This is a genomic window from Streptomyces sp. NPDC051738, assembly GCF_044453205.1.
Taxonomy (GTDB): domain Bacteria; phylum Actinomycetota; class Actinomycetes; order Streptomycetales; family Streptomycetaceae; genus Streptomyces.
In genome coordinates, this window is record NZ_JBITCM010000016.1 from 19776 (window position 1) to 35550 (window position 15775).

17 protein-coding genes and 2 riboswitches are annotated in these 15775 nt (G+C 71.5%); of the genes, 6 read left to right on the top strand and 11 right to left on the bottom strand.

Annotated features, from left to right (window positions below; translation table 11 throughout):
• Positions 1–84: 84 nt before the first annotated feature.
• From ACIA8X_RS32180 to ACIA8X_RS32205, 6 genes are all read right to left on the bottom strand, one after another.
• A complete protein-coding gene (locus ACIA8X_RS32180) occupies positions 85–495 on the bottom strand; it encodes a transglycosylase SLT domain-containing protein (RefSeq protein WP_393441926.1) in 411 nt (136 codons plus the stop codon).
• A 336-nt stretch (positions 496–831) separates the two neighbouring features.
• A complete protein-coding gene (locus ACIA8X_RS32185) occupies positions 832–1716 on the bottom strand; it encodes an ECF transporter S component (protein WP_399459740.1) in 885 nt (294 codons plus the stop codon).
• On the bottom strand, positions 1713–3392 hold the full coding sequence (locus tag ACIA8X_RS32190; protein ID WP_399459741.1) for an ABC transporter ATP-binding protein: 1680 nt from the start codon (positions 3390–3392) through the stop codon (positions 1713–1715). The genes ACIA8X_RS32185 and ACIA8X_RS32190 overlap by 4 nt, the downstream gene beginning before the upstream one ends.
• Positions 3389–4504 (bottom strand): energy-coupling factor transporter transmembrane component T, encoded by a 1116-nt coding sequence (locus ACIA8X_RS32195; RefSeq protein ID WP_399459742.1) that lies wholly within the window; start codon positions 4502–4504, stop codon positions 3389–3391. Before ACIA8X_RS32195 ends, ACIA8X_RS32190 begins: the two co-directional genes overlap by 4 nt.
• The gene (locus ACIA8X_RS32200) at positions 4504–5187 is read right to left on the bottom strand and encodes an SCO2322 family protein (protein WP_399459743.1); all 684 of its coding nucleotides are present in this window, start codon (positions 5185–5187) and stop codon (positions 4504–4506) included. Before ACIA8X_RS32200 ends, ACIA8X_RS32195 begins: the two co-directional genes overlap by 1 nt.
• The gene (locus ACIA8X_RS32205) at positions 5184–6422 is read right to left on the bottom strand and encodes a prenyltransferase/squalene oxidase repeat-containing protein (RefSeq protein WP_399459744.1); all 1239 of its coding nucleotides are present in this window, start codon (positions 6420–6422) and stop codon (positions 5184–5186) included. Before ACIA8X_RS32205 ends, ACIA8X_RS32200 begins: the two co-directional genes overlap by 4 nt.
• Before the next feature lie 113 nt (positions 6423–6535).
• Positions 6536–6678: riboswitch (cobalamin riboswitch) on the bottom strand.
• 63 nt (positions 6679–6741) lie between these two features.
• Here ACIA8X_RS32205 and ACIA8X_RS32210 point away from each other — a divergent pair.
• Positions 6742–7410, top strand: a complete 669-nt coding sequence (locus ACIA8X_RS32210; RefSeq protein WP_399459745.1) for a phosphotransferase — start codon at positions 6742–6744, stop codon at positions 7408–7410.
• Here ACIA8X_RS32210 and ACIA8X_RS32215 read toward each other — a convergent pair.
• The 3 genes from ACIA8X_RS32215 to ACIA8X_RS32225 all read right to left on the bottom strand — a co-directional run bounded on the left by ACIA8X_RS32215 (position 7385) and on the right by ACIA8X_RS32225 (position 9189).
• Complete coding sequence (locus ACIA8X_RS32215) at positions 7385–7837, bottom strand: nuclear transport factor 2 family protein (RefSeq protein WP_399459846.1); 453 nt, start codon at positions 7835–7837, stop codon at positions 7385–7387. The genes ACIA8X_RS32210 and ACIA8X_RS32215 overlap by 26 nt on opposite strands.
• A gap of 17 nt (positions 7838–7854) precedes the next feature.
• A complete protein-coding gene (locus ACIA8X_RS32220) occupies positions 7855–8883 on the bottom strand; it encodes an MBL fold metallo-hydrolase (RefSeq protein WP_399459746.1) in 1029 nt (342 codons plus the stop codon).
• Between the two features lie 108 nt (positions 8884–8991).
• Positions 8992–9189 (bottom strand): hypothetical protein, encoded by a 198-nt coding sequence (locus ACIA8X_RS32225; RefSeq protein WP_393441942.1) that lies wholly within the window; start codon positions 9187–9189, stop codon positions 8992–8994.
• A gap of 146 nt (positions 9190–9335) precedes the next feature.
• Here ACIA8X_RS32225 and ACIA8X_RS32230 point away from each other — a divergent pair, with 146 nt between their 5' ends.
• Positions 9336–10793: an aldehyde dehydrogenase gene (locus ACIA8X_RS32230; RefSeq protein ID WP_393441944.1), complete on the top strand. Its 1458-nt coding sequence runs from the start codon at positions 9336–9338 to the stop codon at positions 10791–10793.
• A gap of 2 nt (positions 10794–10795) precedes the next feature.
• A complete protein-coding gene (locus ACIA8X_RS32235) occupies positions 10796–11029 on the top strand; it encodes a ferredoxin (protein ID WP_393441946.1) in 234 nt (77 codons plus the stop codon).
• A 72-nt stretch (positions 11030–11101) separates the two neighbouring features.
• A riboswitch (TPP riboswitch) is annotated at positions 11102–11280 on the top strand.
• Between the two features lie 9 nt (positions 11281–11289).
• Here the strand turns inward: ACIA8X_RS32235 and ACIA8X_RS32240 are convergent.
• Positions 11290–11907 (bottom strand): TetR family transcriptional regulator, encoded by a 618-nt coding sequence (locus tag ACIA8X_RS32240; protein ID WP_393441948.1) that lies wholly within the window; start codon positions 11905–11907, stop codon positions 11290–11292.
• A gap of 210 nt (positions 11908–12117) precedes the next feature.
• On the opposite strand from ACIA8X_RS32240, the gene ACIA8X_RS32245 reads away from it, so the two are divergent.
• Genes ACIA8X_RS32245 through ACIA8X_RS32255 form a run of 3 tightly spaced genes read left to right on the top strand, consistent with a single transcriptional unit; the run spans position 12118 to position 15346 of the window.
• Positions 12118–13551: a glycosyltransferase family 4 protein gene (locus ACIA8X_RS32245; RefSeq protein WP_399459747.1), complete on the top strand. Its 1434-nt coding sequence runs from the start codon at positions 12118–12120 to the stop codon at positions 13549–13551.
• A complete protein-coding gene (locus tag ACIA8X_RS32250; RefSeq protein WP_093907931.1) occupies positions 13545–14279 on the top strand; it encodes a class I SAM-dependent methyltransferase in 735 nt (244 codons plus the stop codon). Before ACIA8X_RS32245 ends, ACIA8X_RS32250 begins: the two co-directional genes overlap by 7 nt.
• The gene (locus ACIA8X_RS32255) at positions 14276–15346 is read left to right on the top strand and encodes a prenyltransferase/squalene oxidase repeat-containing protein (protein ID WP_399459748.1); all 1071 of its coding nucleotides are present in this window, start codon (positions 14276–14278) and stop codon (positions 15344–15346) included. Before ACIA8X_RS32250 ends, ACIA8X_RS32255 begins: the two co-directional genes overlap by 4 nt.
• A gap of 106 nt (positions 15347–15452) precedes the next feature.
• On the opposite strand, the gene ACIA8X_RS32260 is transcribed toward ACIA8X_RS32255, so the two are convergent.
• On the bottom strand, positions 15453–15746 hold the full coding sequence (locus ACIA8X_RS32260; protein WP_393441954.1) for a hypothetical protein: 294 nt from the start codon (positions 15744–15746) through the stop codon (positions 15453–15455).
• Positions 15747–15775 lie beyond the last annotated feature (29 nt).

The window sequence follows — 15775 nt, forward strand, 5'->3', positions numbered from 1 at the left end:
AGGCGGCGGCCCCGGGGATCGGGGGCCGCCGCCTTCGGTCCTGTCTGGCGAGGTCGGCTCAGTGCCAGGCTCGGTGCCGGTGGCTCAGTACCAGTTGTTGGCCTGCCAGAAGTCCCAGGCGCCACAGGGGCTGCCGTAGCGCTCGTTCATGTAGTCCAGGCCCCACTTGATCTGGGTGGCCGGGTTGGTCTTCCAGTCGGAACCGGCGGAGGCCATCTTGTTGCCCGGGAGGGCCTGGACGAGGCCGTAGGCACCGGACGAGGCGTTGGTGGCGTTGGGGTTCCAGTCGCTCTCGTGGTCGACGATGTTCGAGAAGCACTCGTACTGGGCCGAGTCCGAGATCATCTTCTTCGCGATCGCCTGCGCCGAGGAGGAGGTCGCGGCCTGCGCGGGGGCGGCGGCGAACAGCGTGCCGGCCGTGGCGGCGGCCAGAGCGGCACCGGCGATGGCCTTCTTCGGGGCGGCGATGCGGCGGAGGAGAGAAACAGCGGACACGGTGAGCCTTTCGTCGGGGACAGTCCGTCGAGACATGCCGGAACCACGCGATGCGAGGCGGGGGGCATGCCGCGGCGCCGCGGCCCAGGTGGGCACGTCGGCGCCGTGCGACGTCATCCAGACAAGCAGGCCGGGAAGGCGTCCGCAATGAGCCCTTTTGCTAGTTGTGGTCGTATGTGGGAGGAAGGTCGTTTGTGTGACGTGGCTCTCAACGCGCAGGTCAGGGGCTGGATTGGCATGCGCATGGCTTCCGATTTGTCCGACTAAGATGGATCGTAGGTGATGTGGGTCATGTGGGGTGCTTCACCGGGTCTGTAACCGTCCGCTCGCGAGGCCTCACCCTGCGGGAGCGTCGAATGTGACCGGGCTCTCGAAGGCCGCACGGCGGGTGGCACGGCGCAGGGCCCTGAGGATCACCGGGCCGAGAATCAGGGTCAGGACGACGGTCGTGACCGCCCGGCCCAGGTCCCAGCCCAGGGAGGTGGCCAGACAGAACGCGAAAAAGCGGGCCAGGTTGGCGGCCACCGGGGCATCCGCGCCGAAGGCGAGGTGCGAGGCCACCTCGTCCATGAAGGGCCAGCCCGCCAGATTCGTGGCGGTGCCGTAGGCGAGAGCGGCAGGAATGCCGTACGCGCACAGCAGCAGGATCTCCGCCCGCCCGCGCAGCCGGTCCCGGCCCGGCAGCAGCCCGGCCCCCATGGTGAACCAGCCCATCGCCAGCATCTGGAACGGCATCCAGGGGCCCACCCCGCCCGTGAGCAGCGCCGACGCGAACATCGTGACCGAGCCGAGCACGAAGCCGAAGCCGGGGCCGAGGACGCGGCCGCTCAGGACCATGAGGAAGAACATCGGTTCCAGACCGGCCGTGCCGGCGCCGATCGGGCGCAGGGCGGCTCCCGTCGCGCTCAGCACGCCGAGCATCGCGACCGCCTTCGGCCCGAGACCCGACTCGGAGATCGTCGCAGCGACGACCGCGACCAGCAGCACCAGCAGGCAGGCGAAGAACCAGGGGGCGTCCTGGCTGTGGGCGACCACCGCCGATTCGGGCGGGGCGAAGAAGGGCCAGCACAGGGCGGCCAGGCCGACCGCGCTGACCAGGGCGAGGGCGGCGATGGAGCGGGGGCCCAGGTGGATGGCCCGGGCCTGGCGGGTGGCTCCGGCCTGGAGGGTGGCTCGGGTCTGGGGAGTGGCCCGGGTCTGGGGAGTGGGGTCGTCGGTCATGCCAGGGCCTCTCTCACCGCGGTGACCGTGAGCCACTTCTGCGGGGCCAGGATCTTCGCCACCTGCGGCGCGAAGGACGGCGAGGCGACCACTACGTCCGCCGCCGGGCCGTCCGCGATCACCTCGCCGTCGGCGAGCAGCACGACCCGGTGGGCCAGTTCCGCCGCCAGCTCCACGTCGTGCGTGGCCAGGACGATGGCGTGCCCCTCGGCGGCCAGTCCGCGCAGGAGCGTGAGCAGGCGGGACTTCGCCGCGTAGTCGAGGCCGCGGGTCGGTTCGTCCAGGAGCAGGAGGGGAGGGCGGGCGGTCAGGACCACCGCCAGCGCGAGCGTGAGGCGCTGGCCCTCGGAGAGGTCGCGGGGGTGGGTGTCGTCGGGGATGTCCGGGAGGAGCTCGGAGACCAGGGCTCGGCAGGTGCCGGGGGCTGCGCCCGCGTCGGCGTCTGCGGCCGTGCACTCGCCGGCGACCGTGTCGGCGTAGAGGAGGTCTCGGGGTTCCTGTGGGACCAGGCCTACGCGGCGGATCAGGTCGCGGGGTGGGGTGCGGTGGGGTACGGCTCCGCCGACGGTGACTTCGCCGGAGGAGGGTTTGAGCAGGCCGACGAGGGTGTTGAGGAGGGTGGATTTTCCGGCGCCGTTGCGGCCCATGAGGGCGATGGTTTCGCCGGGGGTGACGGTGAGGTCGATGCGGTGGAGGGCGCGGATGTGGTTTTCGCGGGTGACGGTGAGGGTGCGTGCGCCTACTAGCTCGGGGGGTGTGGATTGGGGGCGGGTGCGGGTTGTGTGTGGCTGGTCGCGCCCACGCGGCGGTAGCCGCAAATCGGATACAGCCCCGCGCCCCTTTAGGGCGTTGTCGTTCCGTTCCTCAAGTTGTTGCCGTAGGTCCGCTGCCCGTCGCCGCGCGTCTCGGACCGTCAGTGGCAGTGGGGACCAACCCGCCAAGCGGCCCAGGGCCACCACCGGTGGGTACACCGGGGATACGGCCATCACCTCTGCCGGGGTGCCCAGGATCGGGGGTGTTCCGGGGGAGGGGAGCAGGGCGATCTGGTCGGCGTACTGGATGACTCGTTCCAGGCGGTGTTCGGCCATCAGGACCGTTGTGCCCAGGTCGTGGACGAGGCGTTGGAGGACCGCCAGGACCTCTTCCGCTGCCGCCGGGTCCAGGGCCGACGTCGGTTCGTCGAGGATCAGCACGCTGGGGTGGGGGGTGAGGACCGAGCCGATCGCGACGCGCTGCTGCTGGCCGCCGGAGAGGGTGGAGATGGGGCGGTCGCGGAGGTCGGTGAGGCCGAGCAGGTCCAGGGTCTCCTCGACGCGGCGGCGCATCACGTCGGGGGCGATGCCCAACGACTCCATGCCGTAGGCGAGTTCGTCCTCGACGGTGTCGGTGACGAAGTGGGAGAGCGGGTCCTGGCCGACCGTGCCCACCACGTCGGCGAGTTCGCGTGGCTTGTGGGTGCGGGTGTCGCGGCCGGCCACCGTGACGCAGCCGCGCAGGGTGCCGCCGGTGAAGTGCGGGACGAGGCCGCTCACCGCGCCCAGGATCGTGGACTTGCCCACGCCCGACGGGCCGACGAGCAGGACCAGTTCGCCCTCCGGGACCTCGAAGTCCACGCCCTGGACGGTGGGTTCGGTGGCGCCGTCGTACGTCACGGAGACGTTCTCGAAGCGGATCACGACGGCTCCTTGGGGGCAGGGCTGCGGGGTGCGGGATTCCTGGGTGTGGGATGCCGGGGTGCGGGGCTGATGAAGGCGGGGAGCAGGCCGAGGAGGACGGCCGCCGCCGGCCACAGGGGGAGGGTGGGTGCGACGAGGGGGATCACGCCGGGGTTCAGGGCCGCCGGGTCACGGGTCGCGGCGAGGGTCAGCAGGGCGGCGACCGCCGCGCCGGAACCGGTGACCAGCCAGGCGCGGGCGTCCCAGGGGTCCGGGCGGTAACGGGTGCGCGGGGTGCGGCGACCGCCCAGGCGCAGGCCGGCCAGGGCGGCGGCGAGTCCGGCGAACAGGACCGGCAGTCCGTAGGTGCCGCCCTCCGCCGTCAGCAGTCCGTACGTTCCCGCGCAGACGCCGAGCAGGCCGCCCAGGGTGAGCGCGTTCGTCGTACGGCGGACTCGGGGCGGGACGTCGGCGGTGCGGCCGTAGCCGCGGGCGTCCATCGCGGCGGCCAAGGCGACCGAGCGCTCCAACGCGCCCTCCAGGACCGGGAGTCCGACGTGCAGCAGGCCGCGGATACCGGTGTCGGGTCGGCCGCGCAGACGGCGGGCGGCACGCATCCGCTGGACGTCGGCGATGAGGTTGGGGGCGTAGGTGAGGGCCACGACCACCGCGACGCCCATCTCGTACAGGGCGCCCGGGAGGGACTTGAGCAGCCGGGTGGGGTTGGCCAGGGAGTTCGCGGCGCCCACGCAGATGAGGAGGGTGACCAGCCGCAGACCGTCGTAGAGGGCCTTGACGAGGGTCTCGGCGGTGACCTTGCCGCCCAGGCGGATGCCCTGTGCCCAGTCGGGGAGCGGGACCTCGGGGAGGGTGACGATCACGTGGGTGCCGGGGAGGGGGGAGCCGAAGACCACCGCGAAGACGAGGCGGATGAGGAGGACGGCCAGGGCGAGTTTGACGAAGGCGGTGTAGGAGCGGGCCCAGGGGGCGTTGGGGCGGCAGGTCGCCACCACGTAGGCGGAGGTCGCTATGAGGAGGGCGAGGAGGAGCGGGTTGGTGGTGCGGGTGGCCGCCGTGCCCAGGGCCAGGGCCCAGAGCCACCAGGCGCCGGGGTGGAGTGAGGGCCCTGCCATCACGCCCGCCGCCGTCGTGCCTGCCAGATCGCCGCGGTTCCCAGTACGGCCACTACCGCGATCCCCGCGACGAGGCCGAGCGACGGGCCGCCGCCCGACTCGTCGTCCTTCGCGGTGGCCGTCTCCTGCGCGGCCGTCTGCCGCTCGCCCGCCGTCGGTTCGTCCGCCGTCGGTTCCTTCGCCCCCGACACCTGCTCCCCGCAGCCCGACTCCGGATACCCCGAGATCGCGCACAACAGGGCGTTCGTGTCGTAGCGCAGGGGCTTGGCCACCGAGGCCAGGGCCTCTGCCGTGGTCGCGTCGGCGGCGACGCGGGCGCATGCCGTGCGGCGGGGCGGGGGCGTCTCGCCGGACGGGGCGTCGGCCTTCGTACCGAAGTCGATGACCAGCGCCACCCGCTTCTTGCCGTCCTGCGCGGGCGTTCTCGCGCAGATCACCTGGAACACGGCGGCGCCGCGCGGGAGGGCAGCATCCTTGGAGTCCTCGCTCACCGCGAAGCGGAAGCCCTGGACGTCGCCGTCGGACGGGCGGGCGGTGGAGGGGCCCTGGGTGGCATAGGTCCAGGTGTCGCCGTCGCGGTCCCAGAAGGACCAGTAGCGGTAGCCGGTCGCCTGGGCGGCCTGGGCCGCGCCGGTCAGGACGACCAGCGCGGCGCAGAGCAGAGCGAGGGTGCGGCGGATCACGGTCGCGGGTTCTTCTTGCGGGTGCTCAGCAGGAAGCCGATGCCGATGCCCCCGACCAGGCCGACGCCGATGATCCAGGTCAGGCTGACGCCGCCGTCGTCGTCCTGCTTCTCCTCAGACGCCTTCGCCGACTCCGACTCCGACTCGGATGTCGCGGTCCGCGGGGCCGGGCCCTGCGCGTTGAGCTGCTTGACCAGGTCCGTGCCGCCGAAGGCACGCGGGTCGGTGCCCGTCGCCTCGGCGGCGAGGATCAGCTGGGCGTAGGCGGCGGGGCCACTCTGGGCGGCCCACTGCGCGGCGTTCTTCTCCAGCCAGTTCAGGGGCTTCTGGGCCGCGGCCGCACCGGCCTCGGCGGCGAGCGCGACGACCGCGTCCGCCGTGTTGCCGTAGTCGGGCTGGTCCTCGGCGCCGGCAAGGGCGGACTTCAGGTAGCCGTCCTTCTCGACCGCCTTCGCCAGGTACGCGGCACCGTTGGCTCCGGCCTGCTCCGCAGTGAGGTCGGAGGCGCCCGCGCAGGCGACATCCTTCTTCTCGCCGGCCTTCACCGACAGCATGCCGGTGCCCAGCGTGCCGACGACGGCCGCCGCCGTCGCGTCCGCGTTGGCCGCGAGCTTGCCCTTCTTGTCCGGCTGGTAGGCGAAGGCACCGCCGTCCGCGCACGGCAGGGCGAGCTTCACCAGGGCGTCGGAGGGCGACTTGCCGTCCTTGCGGACCTCGGCCGGGTCGCCGCCGGCGGCGTCGAGCGCGCCGATCACGACGGACGTCGAGTTGGCGTCGCTGGCCCCGCCGGGCGTGTAGCCCCAGCCGCCGTCCTTGTTCTGCACGGACTTCAGCCAGGTCACCGCCTTGCCGATCTCCTTCTCGTGCCCGCCGACCGAGGCCAGGCCCTGGACGGCTGCGGCCGTGCTGTTGGTGTCGACCATGGTCTTCGCGTCGCACGCCTTGGCGGGCTCCGCGCGGAACGCCGCGAACGCCCCGTCGGCGCACTGCTGCCCGGCCAGCCAGTCGATCGCCTTGACGGCGGGCTGTATGCCCACCCGGCTCTGCGCGACCAGCGCGAGGGACTGGCGCCAGACGCCGTCGTACGTCGGGTCGCCGGTGCCGTACAGCCCGGCGGGGAGCGTGACGGACGGGGACGCGGACGGGGAGGGGTCGGCGGCGACTGCGGGCGCGGCAGAGGCGGTGCCGATCACGGTGACGGCGGCCAGGGCCGCGGCGCTGCGGCGGACGTACATGATCGGCGGATGCCCTTCCCTAAGGGGAACCGGGCAGCACAGGGGGGACCCCGGGCGGCTCGACTCCGTATACCTCGACGGTGCCGTGCTCCGGCCGGTTGCCGGGGCACGTGAGCCGGTCACGTATCCGTACGGGGCGATCCGGCTCACCGGCGTTCGACGACCGGTTCACGGTTGCGGGTCAGCGCCGGATTTGCACCGGCTTCCCCCTGTACGGGTGTGATGACGACGCCGTCACTCTACCCGCCCGTAACTCTGAGGCTGAGGGGCGCCTGTGCGGGCGGTAGCTTCGGGCGTGAGGGAAGCGACAGGGGGGACCGTGGGGAGACTGCTCGGGGCGGGGCGTACCGCCGACGTGTACGAGATCGACGAGGCGTGGGTGCTGCGCCGGTACCGGGAGGGGTACGGGGACGCGCTCGCCGAGGGGGTGGTGATGGGGCATGTCCGCGAGCACGGCTTTCCGGTGCCCCGGGTGCGGCTCGCCGACTCCTCGCGGACCGAGCTGGTGATGCAGCGGCTGTCGGGGCCGACGATGCTGGGGGCGCTGACCGAGGGGACGATGGGCGCGGACGAGGCGGGCGGCATCCTCGCCCGGCTGCTGCGGCGACTGCACGGCGTCCCCGCGCGCGGAGCGCAGGGCGGCCGTGTCCTGCACCTCGACCTGCATCCGGACAACGTCGTCCTCACGCCCGACGGCCCCTACGTGATCGACTGGGACAACGCGGCCGAAGGCGACCCCGGCCTCGACTGGGGCTCCTCAGCGGTGATCCTCGCGCAGGTCGCCGTAGGCGACGAGGCCCTCGCCGAACCCGCCCGCGCGCTCCTCGCCGCCCTCCTCGCCGACCCGTCCCACCTCACCGAGAGCGGCCTCACGGAGGCGCTGCGCCGCCGCGCGGTGAATCCGACGATGACCCGGCGGGAGGTCGAAGTGCTGGGTGAGGCGGAGGAGTTGGTCCGGTCGTTCATGGCTTGGGCGGGCGCGGGGTAGGTCCGGCGAAGGCCAGATGGAGGACCCGGGCGGACAGGAGCCAGGTGCCGTCCGGCGACCTGCGGAACGTGTCCTCGTAGGAGCCCACCTGGACCGGAGATCCCGGCGGCACAGGGCCGCCCTCGTGGCCGTCGACCCGGTACGTCGTGAAGTACGAGGTCGCCGTTGCCGTGTCCGGGGAGGCCACCGTGACCAGGACGTTGGACATCATGCGGCGGGAGAGCCGGTCGGCGGGGCGGGAGCCGAAGTACTGACGGAGGGCGTCCCGGCCCTTGACCAACCGTTCGCCCTCCGGCCAGGCCCAGCTGCCGTCCTCGGTGAACAGCTCGGCGACGGAGGCCGGTTCACCCAGGTCGAGGCGGTGGACGAAGTCGATGATGACGCGCTCGCAGGCGCGTTCGGCGAGCAGCCGGTCCAAAGAATCCATGGCGTTCATGGCGATCTTTATACGGCCACGTACGCCACCGGCTCGCTCCCCGCCACCGCCTCCGCCCGCCCCAGCTTCACCAGCCGCCGCAGATGGGCTTCCGCCTCCGCGATCGCGATGTTCCGTGACGCGTACGGGATTTGGTCCCAGGGCCGGTTCCACTCCATGCGCTCGGCGAGTTGCCAGGGGGTGAGGGGCTCGGCGAGGAGGGTGAGGAGGTCGGTGAGGCGGGACTCGTGATGGAGCAGCAACTGCCGTACGCGGGCGGGTGCGTCGGTGAACGCGTGCTGGTGGGCCGGGAGGATCTCGGCGGGGGCGAGGCGGCCGACGCGTTCCAGAGAGGCGAGATAGTCGCCGAGGGGGTCGGTGACGGTCGTGTCGTCGGGGTCCTCGTACAGGCCGATGTGCGGGGTGATCCCGGGGAGCAGATGGTCACCGGAGAACAGGCGTCCGTGGCCCGGGAGTCGGGCCGGGTGCTCCTCCTCCAGGTGCAGGCAGACATGGCCGGGGGTGTGGCCCGGGGTCCAGATCGCGCGCAGGCGGCGGCCGGGGAGGTCGAGGAGTTCGCCGGGGACGATCTCGCGGTCGGGCAGGGCGGGGGCGAAGCCGGGCAGCGTGCTCGGGCGGCGCGCGGTGCGCAGGGGCGCCACATGGGCGTCGGGGGCGCCGGCCGCGGTGAGCTTGGCCGCCATGTAGGAGAACCAGCGCTCGGGGTGGGTCGCCCGGGTGCGCCGTACGATCGCCGCGTCCGCCGCGTGCATCGCGATCCAGGCGCCGGAGGCCTCGCGCACCTTGGCGGACAGGCCGTGGTGGTCGGGGTGGTGATGGGTGATCACGACGCCGTGGATCTCGGCGGGCGCGGTGCCGCAGTCCGCGAGGCCCTCGGCGAGGGTGTCCCAGGAGGCCGGGTCGTCCCAGCCGGTGTCGACGAGCACCGGGCCTCGGTCGGTGTCGACGACGTACACGAGGGTGTGGCCGAGAGGGTTGTCAGGGATGGGGACCTGGATGGACCGGACGCCGCCGCCGTGGTCGTACACCTGCGCCATGGGCTCCCCAATCGCCGCGACACGTTCCGGCCGACCGGGTCACTATAACTAGAACAGGTTCCGATGGGAGCCCGAGTCACCTGGTTGCGGGGTCGCCTGGTTGCCGGGTCACCCGGGTTCGGCGTTCCGCATGCGCTCCGGGGTCCAGTACTCCCTGATCTCCTCCGGGCTCTTCGTCTCCCGGTGCACGGACACTCCGTTGCTGCTCTTCACGTCGCCCCACGTCGATGCCATCCATGCGGCACCCACGACGGCCACCGCCATGGCCGTGCCGAACACCGCCCAGTCGCGCCCGCGCGCTGCCATCCCGTGCCCCCTAGCCCCATTGATCGGCGTATTGGCCAGCGTAGAGGCGAGCTGTGTGCGGCCCGTGGACTCCTCCGGGTGGAACTGGTATCAGTTCCGTGTATCTGATGGATCGTCAGAGTCCCGCTCAGGGGAGGCAGTCGGCCATGACCGAGCTCGTGGAACACGGACAGCTGTTCATCGGCGGGGAGTTGACGGACCCCCTGGGCAAGGACGTCATCGAGGTGATCTCGCCGCACACCGAAGAGGCCATCGGACGCGTGCCGCACGCCTCGCCGGCCGACGTCGACCGGGCGGTCGCGGTGGCGCGCAAGGCGTTCGACGAGGGGCCCTGGCCGCGGATGACCCTCGACGAGCGGATCGAGGTCGTCACCCGCATCAAGGACGGAATCGCCGTACGCCACGAGGAGATCGCCCGCGTCATCTCCTCCGAGAACGGCTCCCCGTACTCCTGGAGCGTCCTCGCGCAGGCACTCGGCGCGATGATGGTGTGGGACGCGGCGATCACGGTCGCGCGGAACTTCACGTACGAGGAGCGGCGCGACGGCGTGCTGGGGAAGATCCTCGTGCGGCGCGAGCCGGTCGGGGTCGTTGCCGCCGTAGTGCCCTGGAACGTCCCGCAGTTCGTCGCCGCCGCCAAGCTCGCGCCCGCGCTGCTCACCGGGTGCACGGTGGTCCTCAAGCCATCGCCGGAGTCCCCGCTCGACGCCTACCTCCTCGCCGAGATCGCGCGGGACGCCGGGCTGCCGGAGGGCGTGCTGTCCATCCTCCCGGCGGACCGCGAGGTGAGCGAGTACCTGGTCGGGCACCCGAGGATCGACAAGGTCTCCTTCACGGGGTCGGTGGCGGCCGGAAAGCGCGTCATGGAGGTCGCGGCCCGCAACCTCACCCGCGTGACGCTGGAGTTGGGCGGCAAGTCGGCGGCCGTGGTCCTGCCGGACGCGGACGTCGAGGCGACCGTCGCCGGTGTCGTCCCGGCGGCCTGGATGAACAACGGCCAGGCCTGCGTGGCCCAGACCCGGATCCTGCTCCCGCGTTCCCGCTACGACGAGTTCGCCGAGGCCTTCGCCGCGGCGGCCGGCGCACTGGTGGTCGGCGACCCGCTGGACCCGGCGACCCAGGTGGGCCCGCTGGTGGCGGAGCGCCAGCAGCGCAGGAATCTCGACTACATCCGCATCGGGCAGGAGGAGGGCGCGAAGATCCTGACCGGGGGCGGGCGTCCGGCGGGCCTGGACCGCGGCTGGTACGTCGAACCGACCCTCTTCGGCGACGTCGACAACTCCATGCGGATCGCGCGCGAGGAGATCTTCGGGCCGGTGATCTGCCTGCTCCCGTACGGCGACGAGTCCGAGGCCGTCAAGATCGCGAACGACTCCGACTACGGCCTCAGCGGCAGCGTCTGGACGGCCGACACCGCGCACGGCATCGAGATCGCCCGCCAGGTCCGCACCGGCACGTACTCGGTGAACACCTTCAGCCTGGACATGCTGGGCCCGTTCGGCGGCTACAAGAACTCCGGTCTGGGGCGGGAGTTCGGGCCCGAGGGCTTCGGCGAATACCTGGAGCACAAGATGATCCACCTGCCCGCCGGCTGGGAGGCGTAGGGATGGGCGACCGCTGGCACGTCGAGGTCGACCGGTCGGTGTGCATCGGCTCGGCGCAGTGCGTCCACCACGCCCCCGACGGCTTCCGCCTCGACACCGGCCGTCAGTCCCATCCGGCCGACCCGGAGACCGACGCGAACGAGAACATCCTGGCCGCGGCGGAGAGCTGCCCGGTGGAGGCGATCGTGATCACGCTGCTGGGGAGCGGGGAGCCGGTGTTCCCGCCGGAGGAGTGAGTATTTGACCCAGAAAAATCCCTTTTGGGGGGTTCATTTTCGGGTGGATGTTCTATCCTGGAAGTCGGCCTACGGGACGAGTGAGGGAGTCCGAACCGGAGTAGCCGACTCTGGCGAGAAGCAGACGGTTTCCGCTGGGGCCGACATCGACGGTCCGGGCTGAGAGGCCGGAAGGCAGCAGTCAGGCCGGAAGGCGACCCCTAGTACCTGATCCGGGTAATGCCGGCGCAGGGAACCCGTCTCGTAGGTCCTTTATGCGCCTATGCGCCCTTGGGTGCCGTCAGATCGATCAACCGGCACACCGTCTCGATGTCGATCTTCACCTGGGCGATGGAGGCGCGGCCCGACAGCCAGGTGATCAGCGCCGAGTGCCAGGTGTGCTCGATCACCCGGACGGCGGAGAGCTGCTCGGGCGTCGGGTTCTCCAGGCCCATCGCGTCCAGGATGATCACCGTGGTCTGCCGGGAGACCTGGTCGACCTCGGGGGAGACGCTGCGGTCGGCGAAGGTCAGGGCGCGGACCATGGCGTCGGCCAGGTGGGGCTCGCGCTGCAGGGCGCGGAAGGCGCGCATCAGGGTCTCCGCGACCCGTTCCGCCGCCGTCTCCCCCTGCGGCGGCTTCTTCCGCAGCGTGCCGTGCATGTGCTCCAGCTGGTCCTGCATCGTGGCGACCAGCAGATGCACCTTGGACGGGAAGTAGCGGTACAGCGTGCCGAGCGCCACCTGCGAGGACTCCGCGACCTCGCGCATCTGCACGGCGTCGAAACCACCCCGGCTGGCGAGCTGCGCGCTGGCGTGCAGGATGCGCCGGCGACGGGCCTCCTGCCGCTCGGTGAGAGGCGGTGAGGCGGGGCTCGCGCTACTGGCTTCCGCAGGCATGGATCCCGTTCCGTGACAGTCGGTGAGGGTGAGTGACCGGACAGAGCATGCCAGGGTGTCGGTCGTGGCGTGAATCACCTGATCCATCGCTCACAGCGGCGCTACCTGCCGGTAGATTCAGAGCCTCTTGAACGATCAAGTCTGAAACTTGTTCTAGATTAGCGTCCCGGCGTAATCTCGCGGGACAGAGCAGGGAGAAGGGGGTCCGGAGTGACCGCTGAGGCCAGGGAGGCCGGGTCCCCGGAGGGCCTTGCCGCCGACGGGCAGCGACCGCTCGACATCGCCCTTCTCACCTATAAAGGGAACCCGTTCTGCGGCGGTCAGGGCGTCTACGTACGGCACCTCTCGCGCGAGCTGGCCCGCCTCGGCCACCGCGTCGAGGTCATCGGCTCCCAGCCCTACCCCGTCCTCGACGAGGGCGCCGACTACGCCGACCGCCTCACCCTCACCGAACTCCCCAGCCTCGACCTCTACCGCCAGCCCGACCCCTTCCGCACCCCGGGGCGCGGCGAGTACCGCGACTGGATCGACGCGCTCGAAGTGGGGACGATGTGGACGGGCGGCTTCCCCGAGCCGCTGACGTTCTCGCTGCGCGCCCGCCGCCATCTGCGCGCCCGGGGCGGTGAGTTCGACGTCGTGCACGACAACCAGACCCTGGGCTACGGCCTGTTGGGCGACGTCGGCGCACCCCTCGTCACCACCATCCACCACCCCATCACCGTCGACCGCCAGTTGGAGCTGGACGCGGCGCAGGGCTGGCAGCGCCGGATGTCGGTCCGCCGCTGGTACGCGTTCACGCGGATGCAGAAGCGCGTGGCGCGCCGGCTGCCGTCGGTGCTGACCGTGTCGGGCACGTCCCGCGCGGAGATCGTCGACCACCTCGGCGTACGGCAGGACCGTATCCACGTGGTCCACATCGGAGCGGACACGGACCTTTTCTCGCCGGATCCTTCGGTACCGCGGATACCCGGCCGCATCGTCACCACCTCCAGCGCCGATGTCCCCCTGAAGGGCCTGGTCTTCCTCGTCGAGGCGCTCGCCAAGGTCCGCACCGAGCACCCCGACGCCCATCTCGTCGTCGTCGGCAAGCGGCCCGAGGAGGGCCCGGTCGCGCAGACGATCGAGCGGTACGGCCTCGAAGGCGCCGTCCAGTTCGTCAAGGGCATCTCCGACGCCGAGCTCGTCGACCTCGTGCGCTCGGCGCAGGTGGCGTGCGTGCCGTCGCTCTACGAAGGCTTCTCACTGCCGGCCGCCGAGGCCATGGCCACCGGGACGCCGCTCGTCGCCACGACCGGCGGGGCGATTCCCGAGGTCGCCGGCCGCGACGGCGAGACGTGCCTGGCGGTGCCGCCGGGCGACGCGGGGGCGCTGGCCGCTGGCCTGAACCGGCTGCTGGGGGACGAGGAGTTGCGGGTACGGCTCGGTTCCGCGGGACGCGAGCGCGTCCTACGGCACTTCACCTGGGCCCGCGCCGCCGAGGGCACCGTGGCCCGCTACCGCGAGGCGATGGCCGCGGCGCGCAGCTCCGCCGCGCCGGCCGCCGATCGCTCAGCGCCCCGGACCCCCAGCCGCTCCGCGGCCCCCACCGGGGCCGCACCCACCGTCGTTGAAGGCGCCAACTCCGAAAGCAGGGCCACGTGCTGACCGTCGACTTCTCCCGGTTCCCGCTCGCCCCGGGCGACCGTGTCCTGGACCTCGGCTGCGGTGCCGGCCGGCACGCGTTCGAGTGTTACCGGCGCGGTGCCCAGGTCGTGGCGCTGGACCAGAACGGTGAGGAGATCCGCGAGGTCGCCAAGTGGTTCGCGGCGATGAAGGAGGCGGGCGAGGCCCCCGAGGGCGCGACCGCCACGGCGATGGAGGGCGACGCGCTCGCCCTCCCCTTCCCGGACGAGTCCTTCGACGTCGTGATCATCTCCGAGGTCATGGAGCACATCCCGGACGACAAGGGCGTACTCGCCGAGATGGTCCGGGTGCTCAGGCCCGGCGGCCGTATCGCCATCACCGTCCCGCGCTACGGCCCCGAGAAGGTCTGCTGGACGCTCTCCGACGCCTACCACGAGGTCGAGGGCGGCCACATCCGCATCTACAAGGCGGACGAGCTGCTGGCGAAGATCCGCGAGGCGGGCCTGAAGCCGTACGGCACCCACCACGCGCACGCCCTGCACTCGCCCTACTGGTGGCTGAAGTGCGCGTTCGGCGTCGACAACGACAAGGCGCTGCCGGTGCGGGCGTACCACAAGCTGCTGGTCTGGGACATCATGAAGAAACCGCTGGCCACCCGGGTCGCCGAACAGGCGCTGAACCCGCTGATCGGCAAGAGCTTCGTGGCGTACGCAACCAAGCCGCACCTTCCGGCGGTGGACGCCCGGTGACGACTCCCCGGACAGAACACCTCGTCCTGCCCGGGGTCCTCACCGCCGAGCAGGCTGCCGCGACCGTGGCGGGGATCCTCGCCGTGCAGCGGGAGGACGGGGCGATCCCGTGGTTCCGCGGGCACCACCTCGACCCGTGGGACCACGTCGAGGCGGCGATGGCGCTGGACGCGGCCGGTGAGCATGCCGCCGCCGAGCGGGCGTACACCTGGCTGGCGACGCACCAGAACGAGGACGGCTCCTGGTACGCCGCCTACGCGGACGGGGCCTTCGACGACGTCACCGACACCGGACGCGAGACCAACTTCGTCGCCTACATCGCCGTAGGCGTCTGGCACCACTACCTCTCCACCGGCGACGACACGTTCCTGGACCGCATGTGGCCGTCCGTCTACGCCGCGATCGAGTTCGTCCTGAAGCTCCAGCAGCCGGGCGGGCAGATCGGCTGGCGGCGCGACGACGACGGGACGGCGACGGCGGACGCCCTGCTGACGGGTTCCTCGTCGATCCACCACGCGCTGCGGTGCGCGCTGGCCATCGCCGAGCAGCGGGAAGAGGCGCAGCCGGACTGGGAGTTGGCGGCGGGGGCGTTGCGGCATGCGATCCGTCGGCACCCCGAGCGGTTCCTGGACAAGGACCGCTACTCCATGGACTGGTACTACCCGGTGCTGGGCGGGGCGTTGACCGGTGCGGAGGCCAAGTCCCGTATGGAGGAGGGCTGGGAGCGGTTCGTCGTTCCCGGGCTCGGGGTGCGGTGCGTCGTGCCGAATCCGTGGGTGACGGGGGGCGAGTCCGCGGAACTCGCCCTGGCGCTCTGGGCGATGGGCGAGTCCGATCGGGCGCTGGAGATCCTGCAGTCGATCCAGCATCTGCGGGATGCGGAGAGCGGGCTCTACTGGACGGGGTACGTCTTCGAGGACGACGCGATCTGGCCGCGGGAGCTGACCACTTGGACGGCGGGGTCGTTGGTGCTGGCCGTTGCCGCGCTGGGTGGGGATGAGGCGACGTGTGCGGTGTTCGGCGGGGATCGCCTGCCGGCTGGGCTGGACCCGGATTGTTGCGCCTGAGAGCTCGGGTGGTTCTTGTTGTGGGGCGGGTGCGGGTTGTCTGTGGTTGCCCGCGCCCACGCGGCGGAGCCGCATATCGATACAGCCCCGCGCCCCTAAAGGCGTTTCAGTGGCGGTGGACTCGATTGGCTATCGCGTGGCCTATGAACAAGTACACCACCGCTGCCAGGCCGTAGCCGGCTACCACTCGCGCCCACTCCTCGTCGAACGTGAACAGGTCGTGGGACCAACCCGCCAGCCAGCGGGCCGCGTCGTGGACGAACTGGACGAAATCGTTCGCTCGGTTGGCGTCCAGTAGGTACATCAGGATCCACAGGCCCAGGATGACGGCCATGACATCGGCGATGATCGCTATGACCCTGCCGGCCTGATTGGCGCCGTTGCGATATTGAGGGGACATGCCCTCCGGGTAGCCCGGTCGGCGTGGCT